17 protein-coding genes are annotated in these 23,444 nt (G+C 36.2%); 4 read left to right on the top strand and 13 right to left on the bottom strand.

Translation table 11 applies throughout. The features are described from left to right. The first annotated feature begins 163 nt into the window (after nucleotides 1–163). Entirely contained in the window at nucleotides 164–1,390 is a 1,227-nt protein-coding gene (locus IJE64_RS02425; protein ID WP_292781509.1) for an FprA family A-type flavoprotein, read from the top strand. 51 nt (nucleotides 1,391–1,441) lie between these two features. Beyond that, complete coding sequence (locus IJE64_RS02420; RefSeq protein ID WP_292781506.1) at nucleotides 1,442–1,855, top strand: ferritin family protein; 414 nt, start codon at nucleotides 1,442–1,444, stop codon at nucleotides 1,853–1,855. Between the two features lie 58 nt (nucleotides 1,856–1,913). On the opposite strand, the gene IJE64_RS02415 is transcribed toward IJE64_RS02420, so the two are convergent. Genes IJE64_RS02415 through ileS form a run of 4 tightly spaced genes read right to left on the bottom strand, consistent with a single transcriptional unit; the run spans nucleotide 1,914 to nucleotide 9,687 of the window. Next, nucleotides 1,914–3,044: a site-2 protease family protein gene (locus IJE64_RS02415; RefSeq protein ID WP_292781503.1), complete on the bottom strand. Its 1,131-nt coding sequence runs from the start codon at nucleotides 3,042–3,044 to the stop codon at nucleotides 1,914–1,916. A gap of 16 nt (nucleotides 3,045–3,060) precedes the next feature. After that, on the bottom strand, nucleotides 3,061–4,278 hold the full coding sequence (gene glp, locus IJE64_RS02410; RefSeq protein ID WP_292781501.1) for a gephyrin-like molybdotransferase Glp: 1,218 nt from the start codon (nucleotides 4,276–4,278) through the stop codon (nucleotides 3,061–3,063). Between the two features lie 23 nt (nucleotides 4,279–4,301). After that, nucleotides 4,302–6,443, bottom strand: coding sequence for a phosphoribosylformylglycinamidine synthase subunit PurL (purL, locus tag IJE64_RS02405; protein WP_292781498.1), 2,142 nt, complete (start codon nucleotides 6,441–6,443; stop codon nucleotides 4,302–4,304). Nucleotides 6,444–6,453: 10 nt separating this feature from the next. Next, a complete protein-coding gene (gene ileS / locus IJE64_RS02400) occupies nucleotides 6,454–9,687 on the bottom strand; it encodes an isoleucine--tRNA ligase (RefSeq protein WP_292781495.1) in 3,234 nt (1,077 codons plus the stop codon). A 296-nt stretch (nucleotides 9,688–9,983) separates the two neighbouring features. Here ileS and IJE64_RS02395 point away from each other — a divergent pair, with 296 nt between their 5' ends. Beyond that, the gene (locus IJE64_RS02395) at nucleotides 9,984–10,574 is read left to right on the top strand and encodes a DsbA family protein (RefSeq protein ID WP_292781492.1); all 591 of its coding nucleotides are present in this window, start codon (nucleotides 9,984–9,986) and stop codon (nucleotides 10,572–10,574) included. 59 nt (nucleotides 10,575–10,633) lie between these two features. Then, nucleotides 10,634–10,960, top strand: coding sequence for a DUF192 domain-containing protein (locus IJE64_RS02390; protein WP_292781490.1), 327 nt, complete (start codon nucleotides 10,634–10,636; stop codon nucleotides 10,958–10,960). Between the two features lie 14 nt (nucleotides 10,961–10,974). Here the strand turns inward: IJE64_RS02390 and IJE64_RS02385 are convergent, their stop codons facing one another. The 9 genes from IJE64_RS02385 to IJE64_RS02345 form a co-directional block, all read right to left on the bottom strand. Further along, nucleotides 10,975–11,667 carry a dihydromethanopterin reductase (acceptor) gene (locus IJE64_RS02385; protein WP_292781487.1) on the bottom strand — a complete coding sequence of 231 codons (693 nt, stop codon included), beginning with the start codon at nucleotides 11,665–11,667 and terminating at the stop codon, nucleotides 10,975–10,977. Nucleotide 11,668: 1 nt separating this feature from the next. Continuing rightward, nucleotides 11,669–12,940, bottom strand: coding sequence for a serine hydroxymethyltransferase (glyA, locus tag IJE64_RS02380; protein ID WP_292781485.1), 1,272 nt, complete (start codon nucleotides 12,938–12,940; stop codon nucleotides 11,669–11,671). Nucleotides 12,941–13,139: 199 nt separating this feature from the next. After that, nucleotides 13,140–15,128, bottom strand: coding sequence for a CoB--CoM heterodisulfide reductase iron-sulfur subunit A family protein (locus IJE64_RS02375; protein WP_292781482.1), 1,989 nt, complete (start codon nucleotides 15,126–15,128; stop codon nucleotides 13,140–13,142). Nucleotides 15,129–15,428: 300 nt separating this feature from the next. Continuing rightward, nucleotides 15,429–16,334: an AEC family transporter gene (locus IJE64_RS02370; RefSeq protein WP_292781479.1), complete on the bottom strand. Its 906-nt coding sequence runs from the start codon at nucleotides 16,332–16,334 to the stop codon at nucleotides 15,429–15,431. A gap of 60 nt (nucleotides 16,335–16,394) precedes the next feature. Beyond that, nucleotides 16,395–17,330 carry a DNA repair and recombination protein RadA gene (gene radA, locus IJE64_RS02365; protein ID WP_292781476.1) on the bottom strand — a complete coding sequence of 312 codons (936 nt, stop codon included), beginning with the start codon at nucleotides 17,328–17,330 and terminating at the stop codon, nucleotides 16,395–16,397. A gap of 22 nt (nucleotides 17,331–17,352) precedes the next feature. Beyond that, complete coding sequence (locus IJE64_RS02360; RefSeq protein ID WP_292781473.1) at nucleotides 17,353–20,013, bottom strand: OB-fold nucleic acid binding domain-containing protein; 2,661 nt, start codon at nucleotides 20,011–20,013, stop codon at nucleotides 17,353–17,355. Between the two features lie 155 nt (nucleotides 20,014–20,168). Then, complete coding sequence (locus tag IJE64_RS02355) at nucleotides 20,169–21,572, bottom strand: undecaprenyl-phosphate glucose phosphotransferase (protein WP_292781470.1); 1,404 nt, start codon at nucleotides 21,570–21,572, stop codon at nucleotides 20,169–20,171. Between the two features lie 49 nt (nucleotides 21,573–21,621). Continuing rightward, nucleotides 21,622–22,479: a glycosyltransferase family 2 protein gene (locus tag IJE64_RS02350; protein WP_292781467.1), complete on the bottom strand. Its 858-nt coding sequence runs from the start codon at nucleotides 22,477–22,479 to the stop codon at nucleotides 21,622–21,624. A gap of 5 nt (nucleotides 22,480–22,484) precedes the next feature. After that, complete coding sequence (locus IJE64_RS02345; RefSeq protein ID WP_292781464.1) at nucleotides 22,485–23,444, bottom strand: glycosyltransferase family 2 protein; 960 nt, start codon at nucleotides 23,442–23,444, stop codon at nucleotides 22,485–22,487.

Genomic DNA, 23,444 nt, shown 5'->3' with positions numbered 1-23,444 from the left:
TTCATAGGTATAATATCTTGAGAGAGAGCGGTTGAATACTAATAAGTATCAGAACTTTTGAAACTGTTCGTATAAAACAAAATTATATTAACTAAAAATAAGAAAATAATATTAATTCATTAGGTTGAAAAATCTGTGAATACAAAATAAAATGGTTGATAATATGAAAGCAAATGCACAAAAAATAGCTGATGGAGTATACTGGATTGGTGTGCTCGATTGGGATTTAAGAAGTTACCACGGCTACACATTAGATGGAACTACTTACAACGCATATATTGTATTTGGAGAAGATGAAGTGGCAATCATTGATAATGCATATCCTGGAAAAACAAAAGAGATGATGGCACGTATCGATGATGCATTCGCTCAAGAGGGAAAGGATGTAAAAGTTGACTACATCATCCAAAACCACGTTGAAAAAGACCACTCCGGAGTTTTGGTGGATTTACACAAAAGATTCCCGGAAGCACCAATTTACTGCTCTAAAATTGCTGTAAACGGTCTTTTAAAACACTACCCTGCACTGGAAGGTGCTGAATTTATCACAGTTGGAACTGGAGACTCATTGGATGTCGGGGGAAGAACATTAGCCTTCCTAGATGCATTCTTACTACACTGGCCGGACAGCATGTTTACATTGCTTGCTGATGAAACTGGAATTTTATTCCCTAACGATGCATTCGGTCAGCACTTGTGCTTCACAAAAAGATTCTCAGATGAAATACCAGAACACGTCCTGATGGATGCGACCCAAAAATTCTATGCGAACCTGATTACACCTCTTTCAAAATTGGTGCTTAAAAAATTAAATGAGGTAGTGGAATTGGGCTTGCTTGAACAAATCAAAATGATTGCGCCTTCACACGGTCAAATCTGGACAGATCCTATGCAAGTAATTGGAGCTTACCAAAACTGGGCTACCGGCGTATGTGAAGACAAAATCACAATAATATATGATACAATGCACTATTCCACCCAACAGATGGCTCATGAAATTGCTGAAGGAGCAATCTCTGAAGGCTATGATGTAGAAATCTTCTTCCTGCATGAAGATGAAAGATCAGAAATCGTGAAAAGTATCTTAACCAGTAAGGGAATAGCTATCGGAGACCCAACAATCAACGATGTTCCGTACCCAAGTATCGGGGACATAATGTACTACCTGAAAGGCCTTTTATTCAACAGGACAGGCATAGAAAGAAAAGCTGTCACATTCGGTTCAATGGGTGGAAGAGGTGGAGCGCCTCAAAAACTTGCCGAAGAAATAGCAACTTGCGGATTTGATGTTGTAGGCACTCAAGAAATTACATTCGTGCCAAATGCTGAAGAAGATGACGCAAGCTATGAGTTAGGTAAAAAATTAGCTCAGGCATGTAAGGAATTATAAAAAATTTAAATTGTTTGAAAACAATATAGTAAATTAAAGGAGAATGATTTTATGGTAAAATACGAACATGAAATTGGAATCACTAAAGACACTCCTGTTGAAAATTATGTAGCAGGAAACTTCGAAGGCGAAACTAACGAAGTAGGTATCTACTTAGCAATGTCTAGACAAGCCTCTAGAGAAGGCTATGGGGAATTAGCTGAAGTATTTAAAAGATTAGCATGGGAAGAAGCTGAACATGCTGCCAGATTCTGTGAAATGAACGGAATCATTAAAGATGACCTAAAAGCTAACATCGAATGGATGATGGGCGGAGAAAAAATGGCTAACGCTGAAAAAAGAGAAGCTTCAGAAAAAGCTCAAGAAGCTGGAATTGAAACCGCTGCTGATTTCTTCAGGGAAAGCTCAAAAGACGAAGGTCGTCACTACAAAATCTTAGAAGGAATTTTAGAAAGATACTTCTAAACATTAAAAATGAAAGAATTAACAATTCTTTCCTTATTCTTTTTTTTAAAAAAAAACTTTATAAGAATCCAGCCACAATGTTGAATATTATTATCATGGCCATTACAACCGACAGGGCATTTACAAACGGTTTGACTTTTTCTTCAGAAAACTTATAGCTCAATAAGATTTCAAGCATATGCCCGCCGTCCAACGGCTTGATAGGAAGCAGATTGAACAATCCAATTCCAAGGTTCAGCATGAAAATCCATTCAAACATCTCGATGAGCTCAAATAGAATCCAAGGTATAGGGCCCAAGCTGTCATCCACCAATACGAAATGCTTTGCCGCCTGAATTCCGAAAAACCCTCTGGAGTCATTGCTTGGATTTTTGGCCAGTGTAAGCGAATAAGTGCCCTGATCCGTCTTGACCGTGACGTTGTCTCCTGGAGCATAAGAACTTACGACCTTACTGTAATCGCTGGAAGTGTTAATCGAATGATTATCAATGGATTCCAAAATCATCCCTTCCCTTAAAACACCTTCAGATGGTGAATCACTGACAATCCTGTCGATTTCAATGCCATCTTCCGCAAAGTAATGAGGAATGCCATAGGAAAACAGTGACACCAGCAATATTGCAATTATTGCCAAGCTCATGTTGGCAATCGAACCTGCAGCATAAACTCTCAGCCTTGAAGATTTTTTAGCATTTTTTAGTTCATCTTCATCAGGCTCTACAAAAGCGCCCGGAAGTATTGCAAACAACAATAGCCCTATTGATTTGATGGAGATTTTTTCTCCTACAGCCTGGATTCCATGTGAAAATTCATGGACTACCAAAACTGTTGCAAGAGCAATCAAACCGTAAAAGAACGGAACGTAAATCGATGATCCCGGCATGTCCACCCCCGGAATAACAATGGAAACTGATGGAGTTTCAAATGCCGATGGTATGGAGCTAATCACCGACCATGTGATAAATATCATGGCTATAAAAGCCACTACAATTCCTACATTCATGAACCATCGCCAGAATTTAGGTGAAAAATTAGAAATTCTAGATATCAGCCCCCTAAGCCTTTGAGTCTTCCACATTATGATTGGAAAATTGATTTCAACACCATGATTGGACAACCTATCATGCAATACAAAAGCCAATATCCAGATGATAGCAAAAGCTATAAAATAATAATAAATACCATTCATTAAAATGCCTCTTTACTTACCAAAGTAGTGAATTAAAGAACACAACATCAACTATATCATTCTTCTGATATCCTTCATCATTTTCATCTATGATGATATAGCTGTTCGCCTCAACCATTGACCTAATTATACCAGAACCCCTATTCAAGACATGCCTGGTATAATCCTCATCTGTAAATGAACGGATGAAATCTGTCCTTCCAAGTTGAGATGGAATCTTGAGTTTTGATTCTTTTTTGACAATTTCAAAATCAAAAGATCTTCCCTGCATTTCAAATAAATATTTCCTTGCAAAAATATCAAATTGAGTCATGGCCGCAACGGGTTGGCCTGAAAATGTAAATACCATCTTGTCATTGACAATGCCTGCACCAATCGGTTTGCCGGGCCTGATTGCAACGCCATGGAACAGAATTTCACCAATATCATCCACAACATCCAAAACAACATCACCCTTGCTGATTGCTGTTCCGCCAGTGGTCATTATTACATCAAAATCCTCGGATGCCTCAAGAATAGCATCCCTAACCTCTTCAAAAGTATCTCCAGCATGAGCAATCTCACAAACTGCTCCGGAATCCTCAACCATTGCCTTGATAGTGAATTGATTAGAATTAATAATTTTAGCCTTGTCAATCTCCTCTTTAGTTGGTTCAACAAGCTCATTGCCCGTTATAATCAATTTAATTCTAGGCTTTTTGAAAACCTTTACCTTATCATAGCCAGCGGAAGCTATTAAACCCATCTCAGAATACCTTATAAATGCATTTTTAGAAAGGATTGTCTCTCCCTTTTTGATGTCTTCAGCTTTAGGGCTCACATTTTCGCCCGGAGTAACCTGAGAATAAATAGTCAAATTATCCCCTTCGGTAGTTGTGTATTCCTTCATGATAACTGCATCGGCGCCTTGAGGGATTGGAGCGCCAGTGGCTATTACAATGGCCTCATTTTCCCCGACTTTTCTATCGGAAAAATCTCCTGCACCAATCGCATCAATAATTTTAAACTCCTTAGGACTGGATTGCGATGCTCCAAATGTATTTTCACCGATTACAGCAAAACCATCCATTGCAGATTTATCAAAAGGTGGAGAATTATGATAAGCTTTAATATCCTCAGCCAAAACTCTCTTATGACAATCATGTATCGATATCTCTTCAATACCGCAATACCTTTGATTATCATTAATCAGCTTTAAGGCATTAGTTAATGAATCCAATTTTGATAAAAACATGTTTAAAAACTCCCCCAAGTCATTTATGCCATGTATTTCTCAATTACTCCATGATATGCATTATTTAAATCTTCAAAACTAAATTCATGACCATTTATATTTAAGGAATCGCCTTTAACTTCGCCGATTACCGCAACATCCACATCGATTTTTGATAAAATATCATCAAGAGCATCTGCCTTGACGGTCAGGATATATCTGCCGTGACTTTCAGAGTAAAGCAATTGTATTTTATCCAATTCATCATCGGTTAGGGTAACGTCACATCCCAAACCGGATTTTATTACCATTTCAGAAAGTGCAACGGCAATTCCACCAGCTGAAACGTCATGAACGGCAGTGATATTTTTATCCTTATCCTCATCGATTAATCTCAATACGGTTTGACCATTGGCTACCTCTTCATCTATCCTGATTCTAGGAGCAGTGCCCTTTTCCAAGTTATGAATGGTTCTGTGATACTCGGAACCAGTCAGTTCATCATAGGTCTTACCGATTAAAAGAATCTTATCTCCTTCGTTTTTAAAGTCCATGGTTCTGATGTTTTCGATATTTTCAACACCGATTACGCCAACAGCAGGAGTAGGATTGATCTTAATTCCTTCAGTTTCATTGTAAAAACTTACATTTCCACTAATGACAGGTGCATTAAATTTTTCTGCCACCAAACTCATTCCTTCAATTGCTGTTTTAAATTGCCATAAGATTTCTGGTGTTTCAGGATTTCCGAAGTTAAGACAATCTACAACTGCATAAGGAGTTGCACCCATTGAAATCACATTGCGTATAGCTTCTGCAACACATCCGGCAGCTCCATCAAATGGAGATAATTTAGTATGAATTGTATTGGAGTCTGTAGTAAGTGCAATGGCGGTATCTTCGTCAATTCTCAATACTGCCGCATCATCTCCAGGTTTTACAACTGTCCTTACTTGAACTTCATGGTCATACTGTTTGTAAACCCATTCCTTTGAAGCTATATTAGGAGAAGATAATAATTTAGGTAATGATTTATAGACTCCAGGTTCCTTAAGTTCTATCTTTTCTGTATCTTCTGGAATCTCAACGATTGGCCTGTCGATTGAAGGAGGGTCTGCTAAAAGAATTGTTGGTAAGCTAGCTATCTCTTCACCTTCATCTGAAATAATCATGTTGTTTCCTTCAATGACTTCGCCGATAACTGATGATACTATTTCATGCTTATCGCAGATTTTTTGAGCTAACTCGACATCATCAGGATTGATAACGAAAACCATCCTTTCCTGTGATTCTGAAAGCATGATTTCATATGGAGTCATTCCGGTTTCCCTTAATGGAATTGAACGTAAATCCACCAATGCCCCATTTTGAGAAGAGTCCACAAGTTCTGAAATGCAGCAGGTGAGACCCCCACCACCTAAATCCTTAACACCACTGACATTTATTTTCTCCAATATTTCCAATGATGCTTCCAGAACTCTTTTTTTAGTAAATGGGTCGGCTACTTGAACAGCAGGCCTATCTTCAGTTTCTGAATCGGATGTTAACTCTTCTGATGCGAATGTTACGCCATGAATTCCATCACGGCCAGTGGTTCCTCCCATCAGTAGGAACACGTCGCCAATATTAGGCGCTTCAGCACGAACGATTTTATCCTTTTCAACGAGCCCTACGCACATTACATTGACCAAAGGATTTGTTCTGAATGATTCATCGAATTCAATTTCACCGGCGACGGTCGGAACTCCTACACGATTACCATAATCGGAAATTCCCTTTACTACATGTTCAAACAGGTATCTTGATTTTTCGTCTTCTTCCAATGGTCCAAATCTTAGTGAATCTAGAAGTGCAATAGGCATTGCTCCCATGGATATGATATCCCTTAGGATACCTCCAATACCGGTACCCGCTCCACCATAAGGCTCAATAGCGGATGGATGGTTGTGAGATTCCATTCCAACAGCTAAAGCGTATTTGTCAGTTACAGATACAAGTCCCGCATCATCACCAGGACCTAAAATAATGTTTTCTCCTTCAGTAGGGAAAGCCCTTAAAAACGGACGGCTGCTTTTGTAAGAACAATGTTCTGAAAACATTACATCAAGCATTCCTTCCTCTAACTCGTTCATTTCCCTTCCAAGGATTCCTTCTATATATTCAATTTCAGAATCAGCTAAAGTCATGTTAACACCCTTAATTTTTAATTGAAATAACTACCTTCTCTCCTTCAATATCCCATTCTTTGGTATAATCTTTAGAATCTTTACTGCACTCTTCTGTGTCAGTTATGATAAAGCTATTTGCCCTTACTTCGTGAGCTACAAATTCACTTTGAGGTACAATTAAATCCTTGAATTCGGCTGAAGTTTCCACATCAACATTGATGTTTGCCTCAACATCCAAATCCAAATCCTTTCTCATGTCCTGAATCCTTCTTATCAGTTCACGAGCCATAGCTTCTTGTCTGATTTCTAAAGTAATATTGGTATTTACAAATACGTTTCCACCTTCAAACTCTGAAGAAACGAAATCGTCCGGAAGTTCAGAATCAAACAATACTTCTTCAGAGCTCAATTCGATTCCTTCAATTTCAACACTTCCGTTTGCTTCCAGGTCAGCTTTGACTTGATTGCCGTCAGCCATTTTCAAACCCTTTACAACCTTGCCCATGTCCCCCTTGAGTTTAGGACCTAGAATCTTAAGGTTAGGCTTTGCAATGAATGACAATTTTTCAAATTCGCTAGCGCATAAAACCTCTTTAGTATTTGATTGATCTTTGATAATGTCTGTCAATTCCTCAATAGCTTTTAGGACATCTTCATCCTGGGATACAACAGTTATGTCTGATACTGGCCATCTAAGCTTGTATTGTGCCATGTCACGTGCTCTAATTGATGCTTCAATAACTTCACGAGCAACATCCATTTTAGCCTCCAATTCCTCATCTATTGCATCTTCATCATATCCCCAATCGTTCATGTGAATGCTTTCAGGTGCTTGAGAATCAACACCCTTTACAAGGTTTTCATAGATTTCCTCTGATATGTGAGGAGCTATTGGGCATAATACTGAAATCAATTTAACAAGAGCAGTGTATAGGCTGTAATATGCTCCCAATTTGTCCGGGTCATCGCTTTCAACCCATGTCCTTCCACGAATAAGCCTTACATACCAGCGACTTAAATCTTCTAAAATGAAATTATTGATTTTTCTTGTCGCCTTGTGGAAGAATAGATTGTCCAAGTCTTCAGCCACTTCTTTAACCAAGCTATTGGCTTTAGAAATAATCCATTTGTCTTCAGCCCTTAAAATCATGTCATCTTCAGTTAATCCAACTGGATTGAAGTTATCAAGGGACATGTAAGTTGTTGAAAATACATATACATTCCACAAGATGTTGAACATCTTGTTGATATTTAAAAGCTCTTCCCATACGAACTTCAAATCATCCCATGGTTTGGATGCCCACAACAAGTAGAATCTGAGCACATCAGCCCCATATTTTTCAATTACCTCTTCAGGAGACACTACATTTCCTAATGATTTGGACATCTTATTACCGTTTTCATCCAACACGAACCCGTGCATCAGCACTTTTTGATATGGACTCCTGCCCATAGAAATTACTCCAGTTCCAAGCTGTGAGTAGAACCATCCTCTGGTTTGGTCATGGCCTTCTGTAATGAAGTCATAAGGGAACCAATCATCAAACTTATCATTTTCGGCAGGATAGTAAAGTGAAGCCCATCCTGCTACTCCTGAGTCAATCCATACATCCAATACATCAGGAATCCTTTTAATTGACTTGCCACATTTATCGCATTTTACTTCGACCTCATCCACATACGGCCTGTGAATAAGTTCGGCATCGCCAACTGTGATTTCGTTCAATGATTCTGATTTTAACTCGTCAAGGGATCCTATGACTTTTATCTCTCCACAATCAGGACATTCCCAAATTGGAATTGGAATACCCCAGAATCTTTGTCTTGAAATTGTCCAGTCCCTGGCATTATCTACCCAATCATGGAATCTGCCTTCACCAGCCCATTTAGGTACCCATTCGACGCTTGCAATTTCATCCAACATTTTTTGTTTAATTTCAGTTACTTTTAAAAACCATTGTTTGGTAGCCCTATATATAATAGGAGTTTTACATCTCCAACATACACCGTATCTGTGTTCAATGGTTTCTGAGTGATACATTAAGCCTTTGTCTTCTAAATCCTTGATAATTTGAGCATTTTCATCTTTTGTGAATTTTCCAACATATTTGCCTCCGTCTTCGCTGAAGCATCCATCTTCTCCAACAGGGCAGAAAATTGGAATTCCATTAGCTTTACCCACTTCAAAATCGTCCGGACCGTGTCCTGGTGCAGTGTGTACTAAACCTGTACCTTCACCAAGCTCAACATGGTCTCCAGGCAAAACCTTATGAACCGCATCGATTTCATCGAATTCGGCATGTATCGGCACTTCATCCATCAAAATGTAGTTATAGCTCAATCCGATTAGCTCTTCACCTTTAACTGTTTTGATGACTTCATACATCACTTCTTTTTCTTCAATAATCTTGTCTTCTTCATCTTCACTTTCGGCAGGTATTTTAGTTTTGTGAATCTTGATTTGACGACCCAATACTGTTTCCATCAAGTTTTCAGCTAAAATATATGTTTCGCCGTCTTTTAACACATAAACATAATCGAATTCAGGGTTTGCACAAATAGCCATGTTTGCAGGCAAGGTCCATGGAGTAGTTGTCCAAACCAGGAAATAAGTATCATCCTGACCCCTTACAGGGAATTTGATATAAATTGACGGATCGACCTTTTCTTCATATTCTATCTCTGCAGCCGCAAGTGCGGTTCCACAGTGCGGACACCAGCTGATTACCCTTTGGTCATTGACAAGCAAATTCTGCTCGTTTGCTCTTTTGAGTGTCCACCATGAGGATTCCATGTATTTAGGATCCAAAGTCATGTATGGGTCATCCCAATCCATCCAAACACCCAACTGGTCGAATTGCTCTTCCATGGCAACTTTATTTTCAAGGGCAAACTCTCTACATTTATCAACGAATTTGTCAATGCCAATCTCTTCAATTTCTTGCTTGGATTGAATGTTCAGCAAGTGCTCTACCTTATTCTCGATTGGAAGACCGTGCATATCCCATCCAGCCTGTCTTCTTAAGCTGAATCCATTCATTGATTTGTAACGCAAGTATGAATCCTTAATAACTTTGTTCCAAGCGGTACCTAAATGAATCTTACCGCTACAATAAGGTGGACCATCTAAAAAGGAATATCTAGGACCTTTTTCTCTAAGTTCATTGACCTTTCTAAAAGTTTCATTTTCTTTCCAGAATTCTTGAACTTTCTTTTCTATTTTATCGTGATTATATGATTTTTCTGCCTCGTTTATTGGCATTGTAACTCCTCAAAAATAATAATTTATAATATATATCTTTTTGTTTTAGCTAATAAATAAAGGTTATTAAAAATCAGAATTTTTCAGAAATTGAAGGGATTTTAAACTAATTAAAATTCTAATCATTGCTTTTATCATGATGGATTTGAATTAATAATATTGATATAAAATAACGGTCAAAATAATAGTATGGGATTTTATAGAAGATACAACACAATAATCAGAACAGTAGATAACATTGTAAAATTATACAAGGCTTCTAAAAAAGATGCTAAAAAAGAAAAAGACAATAAAAAATGAAAATAGAATATTACAGTGATTTTAACTGTCCATACTCATATATCGGACTTAAACGCTTAACTGATGCGGTCAACGAATTAAATTTAACCCCAAAATGGGAGTTAAAATCATTTGAGCTTCCATTAAGCAATAAAATTAACTTCAAAGAGGTAGAAGAAAACACAAAAAATGACAATCTAACCATCAAACCAATTTCATTAACCTCTTCAAGAAATGCTCATAGACTAACAAAATTCGTGCAAAAAAATTATCCCGAACTTTCACAGGAACTTATTTTTAAAATATACAAGGCAAATTTTGAAAAAAACAAGACAATATCAGATATTGGTGTGTTAAGTGAAATTACAGCTTCAATCGGTTTAAATCCGGATGAAATTAGTAAAATGCTTTTAAGCAAATCATATGATCTTGAAGTCGAACTTGAAATGCAGGATGCAGTATTTAACGGAATTACAGCCATTCCACACTACAGCATTTATATTGATGGTCAAAGATTGATTATTCCAGGAGCCTTTGAAAAAGAAGATTTTAAAATTGCTCTAGAAGATCTTGCAAGTGGAAACATCAAAGAAAAGACATTTATCTAAAGTCAATATTGTTTTTAGGTTATAAAAAGTTTAAATAATCTTAATCAAATAATAACTTCATGATTTTAAATAAAACCACTTATGAACTATTTGATACAAAAATTATATTCGCAGATAACTTTATCAAGCGTTTTAAAGGATTGATGTTGAAAAAAGAAATTGACTTTGCCTTAGTGTTTACCAATCTAAAAGACTCATCCATACATACTCATTTTATGAGATTTGATATAGATGTCTATTTTCTGGATAAAAACAAAGTCATTTTAGAAAAAACTACATTAAAACCATGGAGATTTTATAAACCTAAAAAACCAGCACACTATGTACTGGAAACTAAAAAAAATCACTTTAATTTTGAAATAGGCGATAGGATAGAATTTATTTAAAAAAAGTAAAAACCTTAGATAATATCTAAGATTTCATTAGGGTTTTCAAATATCTTTATTTCATCAATACTGGATAACTTACGAGTGTTTTCAATATCAATGTCTCTCATGTAGATTGTTATGATTTTTCCTTCGGATATTGCATCATATGGACATGTATTCCTGCACAAACCGCAGCCAATGCACTTTGTTAAGTCTATCTCTTCATGAGGTATGATAGCTCCCTGCTCACAGGCCAGAGATGCAACACAATCGTCACAGCTTTGACATTTTGACAATTCCATCTTGGACGGTAAAACTGTATCAATTGGACCGGGATGGATGTCAACAGGCACCATATATGTCGGAACGGCACCTTTACCTGCCTGAGCAACGGCATTTGTAACTAAAGTATCGGCTATTCCATAGACTATTTTTGAAACTGTATTTGCTGTAGCAGGTGATACAATCAATGCGTCGTATTTCCCTAAGGATAAACGACCTGTAATTGGATATGAAAATTTTTGATTTGAATCAGTAGCTAATTCCCTATATTTACCGCCAGTTAATCTGACAACTCTATCATAAAGTCCATACATCTTAAGAACTTCTTCAGCGGCACCTGATAGGAATATAGTGACTTCATGCTCTTTGGCTAATTTCTCAGCCACCTGCACTGATTCCCTAAGTAAATGACCAGCCCCAGTAAATGCAAATCCGATTCTCATTTTAATCTAATTTATGATATTTGTAAGCTTCTCTGTCTGAAAATGCGTAATCTAAGGTAGTGTATTGGTTCATGAATTCAGCAACTTCATCGGCAATGTCTTCTTTATCAACAGCGACACGTTTGATGAATTCAGCAACTTCATCCATTTCTTTTTCTTTTAAACCTCTTCTTGTGATTTCCTGAGTACCTATTCTGATACCGGATGGATCATCGGAATTGTCCCTGTCATCACCAGGCAAAAGGTTTTTGTTCAATATTACATTATTGTCAGCCAATTCCTTTGCAATATCGGAAGCTGACCTGATATTGGTTAAGTTTACTGCAATTTGGTGGGATTTTGTAAACCCTTGATCTTCACATAATACGTCAAAGCCTCTTTCATACATTGCCTGACCAAGAGCCTGTGCGTTTTTAATGATTTGTTTTGCATAAGCTTCACCAAACTCAAGCATTTCAGCAGTGGCAATGCCTAAACCCAATAAATGGTGTAAGTGGTGATTACTTACAACACCTGGGAAAACTGCATTGTCGATGATTTCTTCATTTTCCTTATGTGAGAGAATAATTCCGCCCTGTGGACCTGGGAATGTCTTGTGAGTGCTTCCCATCATCAAATCTGCACCCTCTTTGAGAGGTTGTTGGAATTGACCTCCTGCAATAAGACCCAATACATGTGCTCCATCATACATGACTGTAGCTCCGACTTCATCTGCGGCTTCGCGAGCTTCAGCAATAGGATGAGGGAATAAGAATAAGCTTCCACCGAACAAAACAATGTTTGGCTTTTCTTCAAGTATCTTTTTATTCATTGCATCAATGTCAATGTTCATTATGTCTTTGTCCAATGGATGGAACACGGTTTTTAAGCCACGAATACCGGCTGCACTTACATCGGCATGGGAAATGTGACCTCCGGATGGAACTTCCAAAGCCATTACTTTTTTTCCAGGTTTTGCAAAACCAAAGAATGCTGCAAGGTTTGCTGTTACACCAGATACAGGTTGAACATTAGCATAATCACAGTCGTAAACCTTACATGAAAGCTTTTTGGTCATGTCTTCCACTTGGTCAACATATTGACATCCTTCGTAAAACCTTTCAAATGCCTGTCCTTCAGCATACCTGTGAGCAAAATCAGTAGCCACGGCTTCTGTTACCTCTACACTTGTAACATTTTCAGAAGCAATGAGATTGATACTGTTTCTCATGTATTCAGTATGTTCTTTTGCAATTTCTTCAAATTTTAAAATTTCATCATGATAATTAGTCATTTACTACACCTAATATCCAATTAAATATTATGATTTAATTTTTGTTTATCTTCTAATATAATAGTTATGAAAAAATGGAAGTATATGTGAAAAAGACAGAAAATGATTTTAAATTGAAATAGAAAATAAGTTTTAAAATAAAAATAGCGATGTTAATGTAAAAAAATAAAAAAAGAAATAGAGAGATTAATCTCTAAATCTATTTACCTAAGTCTTCAAGAGCAGCACTGATTTGTGCCATAATTTGCTCGGTTTTGAAGTGTTGTTGGTTCATAGCACCAGATGGACATGCACCTACACAAGTTCCACATCCTTTACATAATGCGGAGTTAATTTGTGCAAATTCTTTTCCACCTACGCCAGTTGCAATTGAAATAGCTGCAAATGGACATAATTCAACACATACTTGACAAGCACCACAAATTGCTTCGTCGTTAGCTGCGATAATAGGTTCGATTTCTACTTCTCCTTTAGCCATTGGGATTGCTGCTCTGGATGCTGCAGCTGAACCTTGTGCTACGGAGTCAGGAATATCTTTAGGACCTTGTGCTACACCAGCAATGTAAACACCGTCAGTTAAGGTGTCAACAGGTCTGAGTTTTGGGTGAGCTTCCATGTAGAATCCGTCTGCAGATCTGGAAAGACCTAAGGTTTGTCTGAGTTCGTCAGATCCAGCGGAGTGTTCGAGACCTACGCTTAATACAACTAAATCGTAAGTGTATTCAGTTACTTTACCGAGTAAAGTATCTTCTGCTCTGATAGTTAAGGTTAAATCGTCGTTTTCGAAGATTTGTGCTGGTTTACCTCTGATAAATTCAATACCGTATTTTTCTTGAGATGTTTTGTAGAACTCTTCGTATCCTTTACCGAATGAACGGATATCCATGTAGTAACAGGTTACTTCGGTATCAGGTTCGTGGTCGATACATAATTGAGCGTTTTTCATGGAGTACATACAACATACTCTGGAACAGTATGGTTTACCGATTTGTTCATCTCTTGAACCGACACAGTGGATGAATGCAACACGTTTAGGTTCGATACCGTCGGAAGGTTTGATTACGTGTCCACCGGTAGGACCTGATGCGTTAATCATTCTTTCAATTTCCATAGCGGTAATGACGTTTGAGAAACGTCCGTATCCGTATTGGTAAATTCCAGATGGGTCGAATGGGTCGTAACCGATTGCAGCAACAATAGTACCAACTTCTAATTCAATAGTGGTAGCTTCTTGATTGTGATCAATAGCGTCCGGTCCACATGCTTGTACACATAAGTTACATTCGATACAGTAGTCTTTATCGATAGTTGCACATAATGGTACAGCTTGAGGGAATGGGATGTATGCTGCTTTTACCATACCTACACCTTCGTCGTAGTAGTTAGGTATTTCGATAGGACAAGCTTCTTGACAAGCTCCACATCCAGTACATAAATCTTCATCTACATATCTAGGTTTTTTCTCTACAGTTACTTTGAAGTTTCCGATGTATCCGTCTACTTCAGTAACTTCTGCGTAGGAAATCAATTCGATGTTTTCGTGTTTTGCACAGTCTACCATTTTAGGTGCTAAAATACACATTGAACAGTCGAGAGTTGGGAATGTTTTATCTAATTGTCCCATTCTTCCACCGATGGTAGGGTTTCTTTCTACCATGTAGGTTTTGAAGCCCATGTCACCTAAATCTAATGCAGTTTGGATACCAGCTACTCCACCACCGATAACTAATGCAGTGTTGTTTACTGCTACTTTAGTAGCTTCTAATGGTTCGAGTAATCTAGCTTTAGCTACAGCCATACGTGTTAAATCTTTAGCTTTTGCAGTAGCTTCTTCAGGTTGGTTCATGTGTACCCATGAGTCTTGTTCTCTTAAGTTAGCAAATTCAAATAAGAATTTGTTTAATCCAGCTTCTTCTACACATCTACGGAAAGTAGGTTCGTGAAGACGAGGGGAACAAGCTGCTACAACAATTCTGTTTAAGTTTTTCTCTTTGATGTCTTCTTGAATCATTGCTTGACCTGGGTCGGAACACATGTACTTGTAGTCAGTTGCGTGAACTACATTAGGTAAGGTCTTAGCATATTCAGCTACACTAGGACAGTCTACGACTCCACCGACGTTTACACCACAGTGACAGACGTAAACACCTATCCTTAATTCTTCGTTATTATTTGTTTCTTCTGCCATATTTAATTCACCTTGTACAAGTCGTGAAATATCTAATATATATAAAAAATTGCAATTTTTAAAAAGTAGTCAGTAAAATTTTACATACTATTAGATATACATATGTAGTAAGTCCACACTTATAAAGCTTTCTGAATAAACTGGGGAGTAAAGTTTATATATGATGAAAAAAAATATTGATTAAAATTACGTTATAGGTTAAAAAAAGGAGAAATATACCTATCTAAATCAAATAAAGATAGGCAATTAGAATTTGATAAAATAATTAATTTAGGTTAAGTTAAAAATAGCGATTTTTTGCTACAATAACATGATAATTAGAGGTAGTGTAATCAAAGAGATTACAGTGTTGATCAATATGCAATCAGACGTGAGTTCATAGTCAAGGTTATATGTGACTGAAAGCAATAACGACAACATTCCTGAAGGCATTGCAGCCTCCACAATTGAAACGCTATACTGAAGGTCTACAAGACCCAAATAAGACACAATCATGAATGCAATAAAAGGGAAAAATAAAAGCTTCATCACGGATGTAAAAGCAACCATGGACTTGTTGCGTGAAAGCCCATCAAGATTAATGGACAAACCCAAAGAGATCATGATTAAGGGAATAGCGCCGCCGCCCAAATAATCGACAGTGTTAGTTAAAACATCCCCAATAGGAATGTTAAGGATATTTAAACCTAAACCCAATATAATTGCCCATAAAGGTGGAAACAGAGCGATTTTCTTAACAGCCTTTTTTAAAGTTCCTCCAAATTTTAAAATCAAGACAAAAGAGAGGAGTAAAAAGATACACATTGTTGCAGTATCACAAAATATTGCCCTTAAAAATCCTGCATCACCATAAATGCCCAAATTAACAGGATATCCCATGAATGCAGTATTTGCAATCATTACTGTAACAAGCACACTCCACAATTTTTTATCATCGAAATGCAGTCTCTTCAATATGAAAAATGAAACGACGCCCGTTACAAAAGACGATGCAAGAATTACAAGTGGCAGAACTCCCAATTTTGGTATTAAGGATAAATCTGCTGAGTACAATGCAGAAAAAATCATGCACGGCATTAAAATATACATCACTATTTTATTTAATGGATCGATATCATTTTGAGATAAAAAATCAATTCGTTTAAGGAAATATCCCAAACCAATCATTAAAATAATAGATAAAATAGTAGTTTCAATTGCATTCATACAACTTAGTAGTATGAATTTTTAAATATATAAATTAATTTAAAAAAAGAAAAATTAAAATTAGCTAACGATACCTTCGCTAGTAATTTTAAATACGCATTCGCCTTCAGGCAAATGAGGTGAATCGACTAAACGGGCTATTCTTTTACCTGCTAAACCTTTTTTAAGCCAAATCCTATAAGTGGAAGCATGCCCTAAAACATGCCCTCCAATAGCTTTTGTCGGACTTCCAAAGAATGAATCCGGTTTAGCTTGGACTTGGTTTGTAAGGAAAACAGCGACATTATATGTGTTTGCAATCTGTTGAAGTGAATGCAAATGCTGATTTAGTTTTTGCTGTCTGACGGCTAAAGATTCCCTTCCAACATATTCTGCCCTGAAATGAGCCATTAATGAATCAACAATGACTAATTTGATGTTTGAACCGTTTTGAATAAGTTCATTAATCTTATCAACCATTAATATTTGATGAGAAGAGTTAAATGCACGAGCTACATGAATCCTGCTTAAAACTTGTTCAACATCCAAATCAAAACCTTCAGCAATTTGCCTTACTCTTTCAGGACGGAAAGTATTTTCAGTGTCTACAAATACGCATTCCCCATCAAGACCGCCAAGCTCTACAGGTAATTGAACAGTGACGGCTAATTCATGGGAAATTTGACTTTTACCAGACCCAAATTCACCGAACACTTCAGTAATTGATTGTGTTTCGATTCCACCACCGATTAGATCATTGAATTCTTGGCTTCCCACAGTAATATGACCAACATCTTTTCTTCTTTCATCTACTTCCAATGCTGTTTCAAAATCAATATTTTCAGCTCTACGGGCCGCTTCAATAACTTTTTCAGCAACTCCTTCACCAATTTCTGCTTTGACTGATAATTCTTTAGGAGTAGCTGTAGCTAATCTCATCATATCAGCAAAACCTGCATCTTTTAATTTTTCTGCTGTTTTTTCACCAACGCCTGGTAAATCTGCTAATTCTACCATAATAATCATTCCTTTCGTTTATTTAAAAATATTTGTTTAAAATTTTCTTAGGATTTAACCTATTTTCTTCATTATACTCATCAAAATTAACATTAGCTATAATCTCGATAGTTAAACCATTCAAATCTTCAAGCTTATCTTCAATGCCGTAACCATCTTCAGTGAGACTAATAATTTCCTCTTTTTTCATTCCGATAAGTTCTTCAGCTAAATTATCAAAGAATGTAACTTGAATATCTCCAGTATCATCTTCGATTCTTGTAGGAACCATTAAAAGATAATCAGGTTCATCAAATGTATGGCCACAATTATCACAAATATATTCATCGATTGTTTCTTCAACGGTTGAGTTACAATTAGGACATTTTTTAAGAATCGGCCTTTGTGTGCTTACTTCCTTAATAGTACCGGTGACACAAACATTTGTATCGTCTTCAAGCAATGATTCGATTGTTTTAGGAACATAAATTGCTTCCATTAATTCATCAATGGAAGGTATTTTATCTAATTCGGCTTCACTAGGTTCAAGAATGGTTGTAGCTCTTGATACGCTAGCTTCAAGACGATTATCCCTATTTAATTCTAAACGAGGGTTTTGCAATTTAATAGCATCTCCGATTTCACGTTCTTTAGTTGCATCTTTATCCCACAATGCCACTCTGATAGTGCCTGTGTCATCAGCTATTTCAATATTTCTAACATGCCCTGTGTCGCCTGTATCCCTGTCAAATTCACGAACATCATACATTTCAATGATTCTGCCCATGATAATAGTATCTTCCTCATCCTCATCCAAATCTTCAATCTTTTTAGGATTATAAATTGTTTTTTCTAATGTAGACAATTCAGGGATAAACATTGCAGACGCTTGTTCTTCTGATAATTTAATGACTCTAGCACCATTTCCGATATTTAAATCAACACTCATCATGCCTAATCTTGTTCTGGCATTTTCAATTTGGTATGCATCTCCAACAACATATTCCTCTTGAGCTCTTTCATTCCAGAAAGACAATTGAACCTTGCCTGATTCATCGGCAAACATGACTGATCGAACAACACCAACAGATCCATCATCACGTTGGAATTCATTAATATCGTTTACAGAAAGGATTCTGCCGATTATGTCAATTTCTTTTCCATCATCGTCAATTTCTGCAATAGAACCTATAGGAGTAGGTCTTAACTGTTCTCTTATTCCATCGAATTCATCTAATTCTTCGATTGTTAAATTTTCAGGATTAATAGTAATTTGAGTATTGAAATTGGTGTTCATTGAGTATCCGCTTTCAGTGTATTCATCGAAACGAACATCCCCTCCAATGATTTTAACAATGTCTCCCTTGTTTATTGGCAAGGAAGTATCATCACCCCAAACGGTGACCCTAATAGCTCCAGTTGAATCACCTACATCGAAATTCCTTAATCTACCTTCACTATTGTCAGTTTTTCTAAGGAAAGTTTTAATATCCTGAAGTCTTATTACAACTCCTTTAATAGAAACGTCTTTTTGCTCACTTAAGTCACCGATTTGAGAGAACTCTTGTTCAACTTCCGGAACATCATATTCGCCTTTAACGATTCTTCCATCCCAATGACTTAAAGAAATTTCATTTTCACCGTCCCTGTTTGTCCTTTCACGAGCTTGAGCGGCAAGGATTTTTACTGTGTCACCATCTTCTAAATTTAAATCTTTAATTAACTCTACATTTTTATTCCATAATGTGTATGTAATTTTTCCTGTAGCGTCTTGTAATTCAAGTGAGGCTACCCGTCCTTGCTTTCCGTTCTTTTCATAGCTTCTTATAGTAGGAATTCTAAGGATTCTAGCAATAATATTCACCTTAGTGTCAGCTTTGATATCGGCAATGTCAGTGATGATTTCTTCATAAACAGGGAATTTTGAGGAATCTTCCTCTAAATGAGCAATAGAAGACCTTGGCCTTAAATTAGCTTCAAGTCCTGAATATCCCTCTTTGATATCTACATTTTTAATTTGGATAATGTCTCCCTCTTTAAATTTCTTTAAAAGAGTCATGTTTGGAGTCCAGAAAACACATCTCATAGTTCCAGTGTTATCCTGAAGTTCTACATTACAGACTTCTCCCTCATTACCTTTACGTGTCTTAAATGATCGTTTATTGGATATGGATATGACTCTGCCTGTAACTGAAGCGTCTTTTAGACCATCTTCCAAATCTTTTATTGAATCGTTGGAGTATTCCGGCCTTTCAGATATGGCTTCAACTTCTTCTTCCTTATCTTCCAATTCGCTGACGACCATTCCTGCAAAAGTAACATCATTGTAAAATGAAATATCAGAATTCTCTTGTTTAAATTTATCCAAACGAGCTAAGAATTCTTCTTCACTAACTTTATCCTTAACTTTTTCATAGTACTCTTGAAGTTCTTCGGTCATTTTTATTCCATCATCTTGAACTTCAACGTCTTCATTTTCTGCAGATTCATCTAAAGTCTCATCACTTGAAGAATCGTCATCGGTAGAGCTTACTTCAGGAACCTCAACACCATAATTTTCTAAAATCATTCGTGCGAGGTCAATGTCATTCATAAAACCTACATCATCATAATCTTTACGTAATTCTTCAATTTCAGCGTTAAACTCTTCTTCAGAAAGTTGATCTTTGATTTTTTCATATAATTGTAAAATTTCTTCTTGCATACCAAACCCCTCATAGAAAAGTTAATTATAATTTTATATCCATGCCTTATATAAAGTATTAGAGAGAGCATTTGAAAAGTAATATTCACTATTATTTTTAAAAAAATTTTTAATAAATTTAGCCAATGTGTGAAAATGTGAAAATGTGCACATGTCTAATATGCATTTGAACTTTTCCTTAAAGTTGTTTTAATCATTATGGCCAAATCCAAACCCATGTGCCAGTTTTCTACGTACTCAATATCATATTCTATACGTTTATTGATTGAAGTGTCTCCACGGCAACCATGAATTTGAGCCCAACCGGTGATGCCTGGCCTTACTTGATGTTTAACCATGTATTTTGGAATTGATTTTTTAAATTGGTCAACAAAATAAGGTCTTTCAGGTCTTGGACCTACAACACTCATTTGCCCATTTAAAACATTGAAAAATTGAGGCAGCTCATCAATACTGGTTCTTCTAATGAAGTTACCAACCATTGTCTTACGGGGATCGTCTTTTGTGGTCCACTCAGATTTTTCATCCCCAGGATTTTGAACTTTCATGCTTCGGAACTTGTACATCATGAATGGCTTACCATTATGGCCTATTCTTTCCTGCTTAAATATAATAGGGCCTTTTGATGTTAATTTAATAGCTACTGCAGTGATAATCATGATAGGAGAAGTTATAGCAATGGCTATTATTGAAATAATATAATCTGAAGCGTATTTTAGGAATCTATTGAAATCGTCGTCCAATGGAACATAACGTATATTAATGATTGGAATATCCTCAATCATGTCAACAGATGGCTGAGCTGGAAAATACCTAATGTAATCTGGAATAATTTCCGCTTTAATCCCAACCTTTTCACAACTTTCCACAAGCTCGTTGATACGATAATAATATTTCAAAGGAATTGCCAGGACGACCCTATCAAATCTGTGATTTTCTAAAATACTATCTATGTCTTCAAAGGAGCCGATTACTCTGCTTCCTTCAATTTCATCGCCAACATGTTCCGGCCTTCCTAAAAATCCATTGACAGCAAAACCCAAATAGGGATTCAATCTGATTTTACGGGCAAAAGTGAAAGCCAAATCATTGTCCCCCACGATTAAAATATGCTTTAAATTCCTATTATTTATTCTAATCCTTTTCAAAAAGCTTCTGATTACAAATCTTTCAGTTATTCCTAAAAATGAACCGATTATAGCTATAAGGAAAAGCATGATTCTTGAAAAGTTAGGTTCATTGATGATAAACAAAATAGAAACCAATACGAAAAAAGCAATAATATTAACCTTTATAATTTGTGTTGCCTCTGAAAACAAATTTTTATAGGTTCTGCGTGGCTTATACAATCCAAAAGCAAAATATAAAATTAAATAGACGGGAACCACTACAAAAAAGGAAAATATAAAATAACTAAAGAAACTCAAATGGCCGCCGATTGGGCCAAATAAAGTTGTCTCAAACCTCAACCAAAATGAAGCTATAATGGAAACCAGTACAACCAATACATCCAGAAATACTAGTAGAATGTTCAACAATCGCTGATTTTCCTTAATCATAATAATTACCAGAAACTAATTTTAATTATAATATTGGTTAATATATTATTTAACTTTTCTTTTTAAACAAATTAAAAAATAGTTTTAAAACGAATAAAACAGCGATTCCAAAATAAACAACAATGTTTACAATAAATGAAGATTCTCCGGCATGGTGCTTTTTATAATAAATGTACATTGCACGATAAAACTCATAAATCAACTTATTTTTTTGTTTCTTGCTGCTTGCACCTTTAAAATGAACTATTGAAGACTTTCCATAATAAATAATCTTCCTGCCGGATTTCTTGATTCTATAACACAGGTCAATGTCCTCACCGTACATGAAAAACGTTTCATCAAGCAATCCTATTTCATCCAAAACATTCTTCCTAATAAACATGAATGCTCCGGTAAGGCAGTCTATCTCATAGACTTCATCATCGGGCAAATCGGTCAAATTGTAATTGTCATCACTGCTATTGGTCGGAATATGGAACAATCTGAAAAAAGAATTTTTTACATTAGGGAAAGTCCTTTTGCACGCCTTGTCAAGGTCTCCATTTTCCAAACAAACTCTGCAACCGCATGCACCAACATCCCGATGGTCTTCCATGTAACTATAAATATTTTCCAATGTATTCCCATTGACTATTGTATCTGAATTCAAAAGCAATACATAATCACTGTTAACCTGCTTCAATGCTTTGTTATTGCCTGCTGCAAAGCCATTATTTTCATTGGATGAAATGAATTTTACTTTATCCTTGAAATAATCTTGTAATCTGGCTAAACTATCATCGCCAGATGCATTATCAACAACGATGACTTCATAACTAAAAGGATATGAATATTTAAAAATAGAATTAACAGCATCCCTTGTCAAATCAAACGTTTGATAATTTACAATAACTATCGAAAGATTCATGAAACTCATCTTTTTAAAAATTTTATCGTGTTTACTATTAGTCTATATTCAATTTTTAAATAATTTATTGTATTTTTTGATTTGAATTTTGTCTTGGTAATTTTATCCCTTGCAGATAAACCTTCCCTAATTCCGGAAAGGTATACAGAACCAAAACCTTTCCTTAAAAAGAATATGTATTTAATTAAAAATCCGAAAAACAAGAAAATGAAATTGATAATTTTTAAGGGAATGGGAATATTTTTGTAAACAACCCACACATTATTTCGAGCGGCTAATCTGACTTTAAACTCATTATACCTGCTTCCGCTGGTTGCACTACCAACATGATAGACAATAGCATCCGGACATAACAAATTATGATAACCGTTGATTTTTGACCTGATGGCTAAGTCAACATCTTCCATGTATGCGAAGAAATTCTCATCAAACATCCCCAGTTCATCCAATATGGATTTTTTGTATAATGCCGCACCGGCGCAACTTGAAAATATTTCCTTAATTTCTGAAAACTCATCGCAACTGTGATTTTCACCCGTCTTTTTAGTCCAAGCAAGCAAGTTATATTCATCTCCAACATCGTCAATTAACTGTCTATTATTAAATTGGAGCATTTTAGCTTGAACGGAAAACACGTCTTCACGGGAAGAAATTAAATCAACCATCTGTTTGATGGAACCTTTTTTCATTTCTGTGTCGTTGTTCAAAGATAGGATATATTCATGTTTGGCCTCTAATATGCCTTGGTTAACGGCAGGCGCAAAGCCTAAATTTTCAAGGTTTTCAATCAATCTTATCGGCAATCCAAATTCATTTTCATTAATATAGTCCTTACTTCCGTCATTAGACCCATTGTCTACGATGATAACTTCTCCAATGCATTCTCTGTCATTGTTAAGCGATTCGAAGAAAGTCTTTAAAAACCTTTCCCCATTATAATTTGGTGTTACAACAGAAACTTTCAT

Source organism: Methanobrevibacter sp. (genome assembly GCF_017409525.1).
GTDB lineage: Archaea > Methanobacteriota > Methanobacteria > Methanobacteriales > Methanobacteriaceae > Methanocatella.
The sequence above is the reverse complement of the archived record's forward strand: the minus strand, read 5'-3'. Positions and strand labels throughout refer to the sequence as shown.